This window comes from Carboxylicivirga sediminis (genome assembly GCF_018156225.1).
Classification (GTDB): domain Bacteria; phylum Bacteroidota; class Bacteroidia; order Bacteroidales; family Marinilabiliaceae; genus Carboxylicivirga; species Carboxylicivirga sediminis.
The window spans coordinates 40,646-52,303 of the sequence record NZ_JAGTAR010000010.1 but is presented as its reverse complement, the minus strand read 5'-3'; the positions used below and the strand labels follow the sequence as shown (position 1 = coordinate 52,303).

General features: G+C 41.6%; 8 protein-coding genes. 4 read left to right on the top strand and 4 right to left on the bottom strand.

What is annotated here, in order from left to right:
- Nucleotides 1-26: 26 nt before the first annotated feature.
- Nucleotides 27-1,037 carry an aspartate-semialdehyde dehydrogenase gene (locus KDU71_RS08290; protein ID WP_212189525.1) on the bottom strand — a complete coding sequence of 337 codons (1,011 nt, stop codon included), beginning with the start codon at nt 1,035-1,037 and terminating at the stop codon, nt 27-29.
- A gap of 182 nt (nt 1,038-1,219) precedes the next feature.
- Here KDU71_RS08290 and KDU71_RS08285 point away from each other — a divergent pair, with 182 nt between their 5' ends.
- Both KDU71_RS08285 and KDU71_RS08280 read left to right on the top strand, forming a co-directional pair.
- A complete protein-coding gene (locus KDU71_RS08285) occupies nt 1,220-4,072 on the top strand; it encodes a lamin tail domain-containing protein (protein ID WP_212189523.1) in 2,853 nt (950 codons plus the stop codon).
- Nucleotides 4,073-4,147: 75 nt separating this feature from the next.
- On the top strand, nt 4,148-4,738 hold the full coding sequence (locus tag KDU71_RS08280) for an RDD family protein (RefSeq protein WP_212189521.1): 591 nt from the start codon (nt 4,148-4,150) through the stop codon (nt 4,736-4,738).
- A 135-nt stretch (nt 4,739-4,873) separates the two neighbouring features.
- Here the strand turns inward: KDU71_RS08280 and KDU71_RS08275 are convergent, their stop codons facing one another.
- From KDU71_RS08275 to KDU71_RS08265, 3 genes are all read right to left on the bottom strand, one after another.
- On the bottom strand, nt 4,874-7,132 hold the full coding sequence (locus KDU71_RS08275; RefSeq protein WP_212189519.1) for a GH92 family glycosyl hydrolase: 2,259 nt from the start codon (nt 7,130-7,132) through the stop codon (nt 4,874-4,876).
- A gap of 88 nt (nt 7,133-7,220) precedes the next feature.
- Nucleotides 7,221-8,195: an ROK family protein gene (locus tag KDU71_RS08270; RefSeq protein WP_212189517.1), complete on the bottom strand. Its 975-nt coding sequence runs from the start codon at nt 8,193-8,195 to the stop codon at nt 7,221-7,223.
- Between the two features lie 294 nt (nt 8,196-8,489).
- Nucleotides 8,490-9,470 (bottom strand): hypothetical protein, encoded by a 981-nt coding sequence (locus KDU71_RS08265; RefSeq protein ID WP_212189515.1) that lies wholly within the window; start codon nt 9,468-9,470, stop codon nt 8,490-8,492.
- A 192-nt stretch (nt 9,471-9,662) separates the two neighbouring features.
- Here KDU71_RS08265 and KDU71_RS08260 point away from each other — a divergent pair, with 192 nt between their 5' ends.
- Nucleotides 9,663-10,280 carry a TetR/AcrR family transcriptional regulator gene (locus tag KDU71_RS08260; protein WP_212189513.1) on the top strand — a complete coding sequence of 206 codons (618 nt, stop codon included), beginning with the start codon at nt 9,663-9,665 and terminating at the stop codon, nt 10,278-10,280.
- A gap of 21 nt (nt 10,281-10,301) precedes the next feature.
- Entirely contained in the window at nt 10,302-11,639 is a 1,338-nt protein-coding gene (locus tag KDU71_RS08255; protein ID WP_212189512.1) for a TolC family protein, read from the top strand.
- Nucleotides 11,640-11,658: the final 19 nt, after the last annotated feature.

The window sequence follows — 11,658 nt, the reverse complement described above, 5'->3', positions numbered from 1 at the left end:
TTCCGTATATTATTTGTTTAATATCTCTAATTAATCAGTCCTTCTTTAATCATGTATTCAGCAATCTGCACAGCGTTAAGAGCTGCTCCTTTTTTGATTTGATCGGATACACACCAGAAAGTTAAGCCATTTGGATTGGCTAAATCCTGACGCACACGCCCAACAAACACCTCATCCTTACCAGCTAAGAATAGAGGCATCGGGTATTCTTTATTAGCCGGATCATCCATTAATATAACACCATCAGCTTTTGAAAAAGCTTCCTTAGCCTGCACTGGTGTAATTGGGGCTTCCGTTTCTACCCAAACTGATTCAGAGTGTGCACGAAGAATAGGTACACGGACACACATAGCACTTACTGCAATATCACTATGCATAATCTTACGTGTCTCGTTAAACATCTTCATCTCTTCTTTGGTGTAGTCATTGTCGGTAAACACATCTACCTGTGGAATCAGGTTCATGGCTAGCTGATATTGAAAAGCTTCAACTTTAGTGTCTTCACCGTTAACAATGGCTTTTGTCTGATCCTCCAACTCCTGCATACCACTTGCCCCGGCCCCACTCGATGCCTGGTAGGTAGACACATGCACACGCTTAATATGCGACAACTCCTCGATTGGCTTCAGTGCCACCACCATCTGAATGGTAGTACAGTTAGGGTTGGCTATAATGTTGCGTGGGGCATTTTTACAATCGGCAGCATTCACCTCAGGTACCACCAGCGGCACATCGTCATCCATGCGAAAAGCACTAGAATTGTCAATCATAACCGCACCATGCTTGGTAATTGTTTCAGCATACTCTTTCGAAGTTCCTCCACCGGCCGAAGTCAAAGCGATATCAATATCTTTAAAGTCATCATTATGCTGAAGTTCTTTAACTGTCAACTGCTGACCTTTAAACGTAATTTTTTTACCTGCACTCCTTTTAGAGCCAAATAAAACCAACTCATCCAACGGAAAATTGCGTTCTTCCAAAACCCTTAGGAACTCTTGTCCTACAGCGCCACTAGCACCAACGATTGCTACTTTCATTACTCTAATAATTTAAACTGCTTAAATCATACTTTTCATAGTAAAACAAAAAATATGACCTCAACGGTGATATTAACTTTACATAGTAAGCAAAATGTATTAATTTGTTGTTTGTTGGTGGATTGTTCAATTGCTTACATTTCAATACAAAAATAGAAATATTTACTTTAACCCTTAACCGAATGATGCGATTTTTTGTCCTTTTACTATGTCTCCCACTCAACCTGACAGCCCAATTATATGAATCATTCAGTGACAACAACTTCACTACAGCGCCTCAATGGATAGGCAATGACGATAAGTTTATTGTTAACTCTGAGCAGCTGCTTCAACTTAATGATACTGATGCAGGCACAGCCTATCTGTCAACAGCGTGTAATATTGTTGAGGAAGCCAGCTGGACTTTTCGCGTACAGATGGGGTTTAATCCTTCATCGAGCAACCTGGCACGCGTGTACCTCATCAGCAATAATAGTCAGCTCATTGAGGCCTCCACTGCCGTGTATGTTGAACTTGGAAACACAGCAGATAACATCTGCCTGTATAAGGTTGTAAACGGCGAAAGAACGAAACTACTTGAAGGAGTGACTGGTCGTCTTAACCTGCCAGCTGTAGATATACTTGTAAGGGTTAGCCGAACCGCTAATACCTGGCAGTTGGACGTTAATGATGGTAACGGCTGGATATCAGAAGGAACAGTAAATTACGAATACAATAGTCCTTCAGCTTATTTTGGATGGTATTGTAAATACACCAAAACGCGCGCTGACAAATTCTTTCTGGATGACATTGTGGTTAATGGCCTACCATTCTCTGATAAAACACCCCCTATCATTACCCAGTTTGAACTCATTAATGGCTCAAGCATGCAACTCAGCTTTAATGAACCGTTGGAAGAAAGCAGTATTACCATTGACAACTTCTCATTAGCCAACAGTGGCCGCCAACCATCTTCCTACACCTACTCAAATGATAATCTAGAGCTTACCCTCTTCTTCGACCCAATCATTGACGATACAGATGCTGAACAATTAGTAGTCAAAAACATCAAAGACACAGCTGGAAATAGTATAGAGCCTGTCACAATTGAGTTTAGTTACCAGGTTACACGCATTAACAGCCTTAGGCTTATTGATACTTCAACCTTGGAACTGCATTTTACAAAATCCGTTAATGCGAATGGCTTTATGAATGCCATTTTTACCATTGATGATTATCCAATCAGGATTGGCGACATTAAGACAATTAGTCCGACAATATATAGTGTTACTCTTGCCGAAGCCCTTAATAACGGACAGACCTACCAGCTTACCATCAGTAACGTGACAGATGCAATTGGCGATATCATTCCTGAGAAAACCAGTTCAATTGTATTTTACCAACCCAAACGTTTTGATGTGGTATTTAACGAATGGATGGCCGATCCAACACCTTCAATGGGTCTACCTGAAGTGGAGTACATTGAGCTACTTAACACTTCTGAATTTGAACTGTCATTACATAACTGGAAGCTGTGGATTAACAACAAACAGGTGACCTTGCCTGCAGCCACTCTACCAGCCAGGGCAATGATTTGCCTGCTCAATTCTGCTGATGCAGATAACTGGCCGGAAGATGTACCTGCTATTTTTGTAGATAATATGCCAGCACTTAACAACACCGGTTGCGAACTCGTACTTTCGGATGCCGATGATAATATTATGGATGCTTTCCGCTATTCACCTGCTGCAATTCCAGGCGAAGGTTTTAAACGTGAGGGTGGCTGGTCTGTGGAACGCATTGATCCTCTCAACCAAAGTGGGCAAAAAGATAATTACCACAGGTGCATGAATTTGAGTGGAGGAACACCAGGCACAATTAACTCGGTTTATCGTGGAAATGCTGATATTCAGCCTCCCAACATCGCGCAATGCGTTCTTCAAAGCAACAGCACCTTACTGATTACATTTGATGAAACCATGTTATTTACTGATAATATATCCGTTGAGATAGAGCCTTCACTTACAATCCAAAGACAAGAATCAGACTCGGTCTTTCTGCGTGAGCTGACCATGCATTTCACAGAACCTTTGCATGTGAATGATGCTTATCGTTTATCGGCAATTGGCATTAGTGATTGGGCAGGCAACCTCATGCATTTGGAGTACCCACTATTGTTTGGCGTGCCAGATTCACTTGAAAAGAACGATTTACTTATCAATGAGGTGTTATTCAATCCCTATACCGATGGTAAAGACTTTGTTGAAATTTACAACCAATCAGATAAAATCATTAATCTAAGCGACCTATATCTGCCTGAAATTAATGAAGAGACCATTGAAAAGCTACATGCCATTGATAATATAAACCAGTTACTATTGCCTAAAAGCTACGTAGCTATCTCTCAAAACATAGCCCAACTGAAACAGTTTTACAGCTGCAAGGATGAAACGGCCCTACTGGAGGCACAAACACTACCGACCTACCCCGATCAGGAAGGAATAGTAGCGCTTACCAATAAGCAAGGTATCATTCTGGATGTGTTTAACTACAGCGAACAAATGCATTTTGATTTATTAAAAGACAAAGAAGGGATATCACTCGAGCGCTTATCATGGGAAAGCCCTACAAATGATGCGACCAACTGGCATTCGGCTGCATCAACTGCAGGTTTCGCTACACCAGGCTACACCAATTCGCAAACAACTGAACCATTTAATCCTGAATTACATGCCAAAACAATTTCAGTTACACCTGAAGTATTTACACCCAATAGCGACGGGACAACTGATTTTCTGAACATTTATTATACTACCGAAGAAACAGGCGCCATCGGCACCATTCGCATTTATGACAGCTATGGCAATGAGGTGCGTTACCTGATTAACAACCAGACATTGGCCCAAACTGGCTATTTTACCTGGGATGGTTTAGATGAACAAAGTGCTGCTCTGGCACCTGGTATTTATATTATTTATTTCCAATGCATATACGCCTCCGGCAAAACCGTTGAAGAACGGCATACATGTGTAATTAGTGCACAGAACACCAATTAATGACTTACATATAGCCGAATACGATGGTAAAAGTGTATTTTCATACCCGGAAAAAGACTCAAAGAACAAGGTAAAATGAACAGACAGGAACGTTTACGATTTTGCAAAGCCTGCAAACATCAGAAATTTGATACACACAAAGGTATTATTTGCAGCCTGACGAATGCTCCGGCAGAATTCCAGGTAGCCTGCACAACCTATAGTGAAGACCCGGAGTTAAAGCATAAAGTTGAAATGGAAGCCATACGCAACCAGCTTTATACACAGGAAGCTGACAAAGGCAAACGGTTTATTAATCACTTACTTGATGGCATTTTTGCCTATATATTCATGTTCTTCTTAGCCATTATTGTTGGTGTAATAGTGGCTATTGTAAATCCTGAGGCGGTTAACAGCTTTGAGAACAATATAGGTTTTTCGTATTTCATGATATTCTTCTCATTCTTTATCTACTACCTTGTTATGGAAGCAACTACCGGCCGTACACTGGGGAAAATGATTACCAGAACAAAGGTGATTGATGAAAACGGCAATAAACCTGATTTTTCGACGATTCTCATTCGCTCGTTTTGCCGTTTAGTGCCCTTCAACGCTTTATCATTCCTGTTTGCTGAGCGGGGCTGGCACGATGCGTGGAGCAAAACCCGTGTGGTTGAAAGTAAATAATCCTAGCATCCGGATAGTTAGTCATTAACTCAACGCACAGAAGCGAATAAATTATAGCACTATAACAATAACATCAAAAAGGAGAGTATGTTAGTTACATCTCTCCTTTTCTTTACCAATCTATCAAAAATTAAACTACTTGCTCATTGATGGAGGGAGATGGCTTGTACCCCATTGTTCATTTGGCTCAAGTCCCATCACTAAATTAAGTTCGCCTCCATTTACTAACTCTTCATGGGTAAACCATGAGCGTGATAGCTCCTGACCATTTAGAGTAGCACTTTGGATGTAAATATTTTCAGGTGAATTATTTTGTGTTGTAATTACAAACGATTTACCATTGGCTAAAGCAATAGTTGCTTCATCAAATAATGGAGTACCCAATATATAATTACCATCAGCCGGATTAACCGGGTAAAAACCCATAGAGCTTAACACGTACCAGGCCGACATTTGTCCACAGTCTTCATTACCACACAAGCCATCAACTTCAGTGGTATACATCGTACGCATAATCTCATTGGCACGTTCAGCCGTTTTCCAGGGCATACCAACATAATTGTAGGCGTAGGCCACATGATGACTTGGCTCATTTCCATGCGCATACTGGCCTATTAACCCGCTAATATCAGGTGAAGCATGCGCTCCTTTCACCTCTTCTTCTATGCTAAATAAAGAGTCCAGCTTAGTTACGAATTTATCGGCACCTCCATGCAGCTGCACCAAACCACCAATATCATGTGGAGCAAACCACGAATATTGCCAGGCATTTCCTTCGACATATTCATCATCACGGTGCGACGAGTACAATGGATCAAACTCCTGCTTCCATTCGCCATTGGCCAATTTTCCACGCATAAATCCGGTTGATGCATCAAAATGATTCTTGTAAAAGCCGGCGCGCTTGATAAAGGTTTCATACACCTCATCATTACCTACTGACTTGGCCATTTGTGCAATACACCAGTCATCGTAGGCATATTCCAATGCTTTTGATACCGATTCATTCTCCAAATCAGCAGGCAGATAGCCATACTCGCGATAATACTTAAGACCACTCTTATCGGTCATAGCACTAGCCACCATAGCTTCCAGCAATTCATTGCCATCAATGTCAGTTATTAAACCTTTCTGCCAGGCATCGGCAATTACCGGAATGGCGTGGTAGCCAATCATACAATTGGTTTCGTTACCCACCAGCTCCCAAACAGGCAGCAAACCGCTTTCGCGGTAGATGGCCATAAACGAATGAATAAAATCGTGTACCAAATCTTCCTGCACAATGGTGAATAAAGGGTGACTCGCCCGAAATGTATCCCACAGTGAGAACACTGTGTAACGCTCAAATCCTTCAGCCTTATTAACCTCGCCATTTAGCCCCTTATACTCACCATCATGATCTGAATGAACATAAGGCGCAATCATACTATGGTAAAAGGCTGTGTAGAAAATAGTTTTCACATCTTCTTCAGGCGTTGTCACTTTAATCTTTTGCAACTCTTTCTCCCAACTATCCGATGCATTTTGGCGCTGTTTCTCAAAATCCCAGTCAGCTATTTCCATCTCGATGCTTTTGCGTGCACCATCAATACTGGCCGATGAAAGTCCTACTTTTAGCTTCACTTCACCTGCCACTGACTCATCAAACTTAAGAACAGCCTTCACATCCTGGTCTGTCAATTCATCGAGCTGTTGCAACTCGCCTCCTTTAACCACCTGGAAGTCCTTAACGGCTTGATTGGTTTCAATGACAAAAAACAGCCATTGCTCGTTGGCCCAGCCCGATGACTTACGATAGCCCACAAAACGTGTATCCGTTTCCTTTTTGATGTATGTCTCAACCGGGCGATCCCAGTTAATGGCATGCCCCAAATCAACAATCACTGAGCGCGCATCGCCTTCGGTAAATTGATACCTGTGAAAACCAACTCTGCGTGAGGTTGTTAATTCGGCCTTGATGCCTTTGTCAGTTAAATCTACCATGTAATAACCAGGTTGCGCTATTTCTCTATCGTGCTGATAACTGGCTTTATAGTTTTGAAGAAAATTCTTACCGCCGGCCGTGGTATCTGACTCCACCACCTGATTAGTGGGCAGTATAATTAAGTCGGCCAAATCGCCAATGCCGGTACCACTCAAACACATATGAGCAAAACCAACCAGTTCGGTTGATGTGGTATGGTAACCTGAAACCCAGTCCCAACCACTTACCCCGTTTACCGGACTAAGCTGCACCATGCCAAATGGAGTAGTTGCACCCGGAAATACGTGACCATGCGCCCCTGTTCCTATAAACGGATCAACATAGTCGGTTAATCGAGGCTCCTTTTCTGCAGGCTGGCAAGCATACAAAAAAGCGACTGCTATTAACGCGAATAAAATCTTTGCCTTCATGTTTAGTTTATTTAATTAATTACTATTTGCAACCAAACAGAAGTTGAAGTTTCAAAAGGGTACAGGTTTCTGCACCCCTTTTATGCATTTACTGCTCTATCTGCTCAAGCTCTTTCCACACAACAGCGCTTGCTCCCAACACAGCAATTTTGGCACCATCCAGTTCCGATGGCAACAACTGCACTTTATTGCTGTACAGGAAGCACATATTCTCTTCCATGTGCTTTTGGGTTGGCTTAAAAATATAATCGCCAGCCTGTGCTAAACCACCAAACAGGAATACCGCTTCAGGACTTGAGAATGCCACAAAATCGGCAATGGCACGTCCAAGCATTTCACCGGTTCTTTCGAACGCTTCCAATGCCAGTTCATCACCTTTAACAGCAGCGTCATAAACCATTTTGGAGGTAAACTGACCTGATGGTACTTTTCGCAATTCACTTGGAATTTTTGTGTTGGCATTCAACTCAGATACAGTACGGCAGATACCCGTTGCAGATGCATAAGTCTCAAGGCATCCATTACGGCCGCAACCACACTCGCGACCATTACGCTCAGTAATCACATGTCCAAGTTCACCGGCAAATCCATCATGCCCCAGGACCAGTTCGCTGTTGATAACAATACCGCTACCAACACCGGTTCCCAGCGTTAACATGATAAAGTTCTTCATCCCTTTGGCTCCGCCATACATCATTTCGCCCACGGCAGCCGAATTGGCATCATTGGTTAATACAATAGCCGGGTAGTCATAGTACTGACGCAATAATTCGACAAATGGTACTACATCACCCCATCCCAGGTTTGATGCGCCTACAATTTCGCCGGTGTAGTAGTTGCTGCTTGGTGCACCAACGCCAATTCCCATTACTTCAACTTCTTCGTCAAGTTCAAAAACAGTCTCATTGATTTTGGCACTAAGCACATCCAGGTAGTTCTTTACATCGGTATTCGTTAAAGTAGGTGTTGAGGCTTCCGCCAGCAGGTTTCCCGCTCGGTCGACCACTCCAATTACTGTATTGGTTCCCCCAATGTCAATACCAATGGCTACTTCTTTCTTCATCGCTAAAAGAATTTTAAATTTAATTAAACACTTGTTGTTTTTTGGTTGATGGGTAAATAATGGCAAAACACTATTGCCCGCATAAAGATAAAATTTAATCACCATCCAACTAACAAGTCAATGAATTAAACCTGAATCAATTCCAGACTGTTATTAAAGCACTTAACTTCTAACGCTGTCAAATGTATTGAATTATAAAGGAGGATAACCTTCGCAGAAGAAGCAAAAAGGATGAATTGATAGCGTTTCGCCTTAATTTGAACAAAAGACCACCCAGGACCATTGCCAGTAGCCCTAAAACATCTTATTGCCAAAGAGTCCTTTCTGCCGTCCTTGTCTTTTCCCAAAATAATAGGTGATATCGAAAAATGGCAGAACAGCCATACTGTTGGTATCAACATAGTTAGCAAATGAAAGTGCATAACCAATAGTAAACGACAAACTAGGAATAATTAACGTTTGTAATTCGGCCTGATGCTCCAGTGCTCCATTCCCCGAGAAATTACCCCTGAAGTACTTAAAACCGCCACCAAGCATCAGCATGGGCGTCATTTGCCAGTCGGCCCTTAATTTTAGATAAGCAGAATACCCTGAGCCTGTTAGTGCCGGACTTCTGTTGGCCAGAAAGTGCCCTTTCATTTCACTTAAATCAGAATCGCCGAATGGAACTCCAAAATCAACCCCAAGACCACCAGTCAGAATAATGTACGGTTTATCCCTTCCACAACGGGTATCGCTCATAATTAAACGCGAAACCATTAACTCATTTTTCATTGAAAGAATAAACGGTATCTGCCTGGCATTATCAACCACCGAGCTGTAATTTTTATTATTAAACCAATGTAAGCCGAGCGTTGCTGAATACAAACCATGCTTACTGGCTACATACCAGGTGTCGTTTCGCCATCGTTTCTTGAGGTACACATTGGGCATCCAGTAGTTGAGCAATAGCACAGACGAAAGCTCAAGACCTGGCTTTAAACCATAGCGTGAAGCATTAATAAGACTAATATTCGCGGTGCCATCGTATATTGTATTCGCGGTTTCACCATGCCACAATAAATCATCACGACTGTCATTTTGCCTGGCTCCCATTGGTTGCTTCGGGTTAAAAGCATTAGTGTCATCCTTGTCATAGGCTTCCTGTTGTCGCTTTTTAATTTCTCGTTTGGATGTTCCTTTTTTTCCCTTAAAGCGCTTGTTGCTTTGCGACCATGCATTGGTAACCGTCAAACACATGAGGATGATCGATACTATTTGTAATGACTTCAACATTGAACTATTAAGTTTTTCCTATTGCTAAGAAAATCGTTTTTGACAAATTATAACACATAAATAGATGACGGGCAGTATATTATTGACGAACAGCTCTTCTTTAAGGAGTATTCTGATTAAAAAATCAGAAACTTAAGAAACTTTTAATACCACCAAAGTTTCCCAAGAGGAAAAAGTTTATACTTTTGCAGCATGGAAGAAAAACGCCTGGAAATAATTGAAAGTTCATTAAAGCTATTTTGCCAGTATGGCATCAAAAGCATAAGCATGGACGACATCGCCCGAGAACTGGGCATGTCGAAGAAAACCCTTTACCAACATATCGACGATAAAAACAAGCTGGTGGAAGAAGCCTTAGAACTGGCCAATATGAAAGATATTGAGGTAATGGCTGTTTTTAAGCGTTCAGATTTGAATGCCATCGAGCAATTCTTTGAATTTAAGAAGTTGATGGAGCCACACATTGGGCAGTATCAGCCAACCATATTGTTTGACTTAAAGAAATACTACCCAGCCCTCTTGAACGATTTCAAAGAGAAACAGAAAGAATTTATAATGGAGGCTTATATCGCCAATATTAAAAAAGGCAAACAGGAAGAACTGTACCACGAAGATATAAATGACTCCATCATTGCCCGCCTGCTATTGGCTCATCACCTATTTACATTTGATGACACCAATGGCCTTTTCTCGGTTAATGAACTACGCAATATGGAACTATTCAGCGAAGTGTTTAAATACCACTTCAGGGGTGTTTGTACTGAAAATGGATTAAAGGAAGTGGAACGCCTGTTTTGCGAAAACCAATAATATAACAAATAACACACAACTATGAAGATCAAATTAATCACAGCACTGCTTTTATTCACATCTGGATTAGCACCGCTGGCAGCGCAATCATCTGGCGATTCGCTGGCATTCTCGCTGCAACAAGCAATGGAATATGCCTCCGAAAATGCTTTTCAGAGCAAAAGCGCCACTTATGATATTGAAGCTGCCGAAAAGAGAGTATGGGAGTATATAGCCATCGGTCTCCCGCAGGTAAATGCCGAAGGACAGGTGACAAATAATTTATCCATACAAGAGAATGTTATTACGATGACGCCTGAAGATGGTTCGGAGCCTATACGCCTTAAAACTCAGTTTGGGCAACAATACAACTGGAACGCAACAGGTAATGTGAGTCAGCTAATTTTTGATGGTTCATACCTGCTGGGTATTAAGGCCAGTAGAATATATGTAGACATTAGTGCGAAGAACAAAACCAAGACTCAGATAGATGTGCGCCAATCGGTGGCAGAGGCCTATTATGTGGCGCTGGTAGCGAAAAAGAACCTGGAAACTTTTAGAAAGAATCTGGAAGTCAACGAGCAAACACTAAAGGAAACAGAAGCCTATTTTAACAACGGTTTCCGCGAGATGACCGATGTAGACCAGTTAAAGCTAATGGTTAATAACTCGCGTAACCTGGTACTTGATGCCGAGCGACAACTGACTATTGCCGAGGCAGTGCTTAAGTATTCCATGGGTTTAAGTATTGAGCAACCTATAAAGTTATCGGATGATATTGATTTTCTGCTAACGCCTGTGGAGGCATACTCTCCTCAATCCAATGGGTTTGATGTTAAAACACATATCGACTATTCGATTTTGGAAACCCAGGAAGATGCACAGAAAACCATTATTAAAAATGAGCAAGTGCAGTACCTGCCTAAGATAAATGCGTTTTATAACATCAGCTATATTGAGTTTGGTGATGAATTCAGCAACATGGACAACACCAACTCACAAATGCTTGGCTTATCGCTAAGTATGCCCATTTTCACATCGGGTATGCGCCATGCTAAAGTGAAGCAGGAGAAAATAAACTACCTGAAGTTGCAAAATGATATGCGCATGATGGAAGAAGGACTTAAACAGCAACTGATGGTGGCTGAGTCGAATTTTAAAAACGCAAAAGCGACTTATCTTAACGATAAAGAAGGTGAAGCCATCGCCTTTAGAATTTATGATCGGACGCGCATCAAATTTACGAAAGGGCTGGCATCAAGTACAGAACTATCGCAGAACGAAGGTCAGTATATCCAGTCACAAATAAGCTATATTCAATCAACGCTCAACTTACTGGATACACACATTAAATACCAAAAAGCAATTAACCAACTATAGCCATGATAACTAACATTAA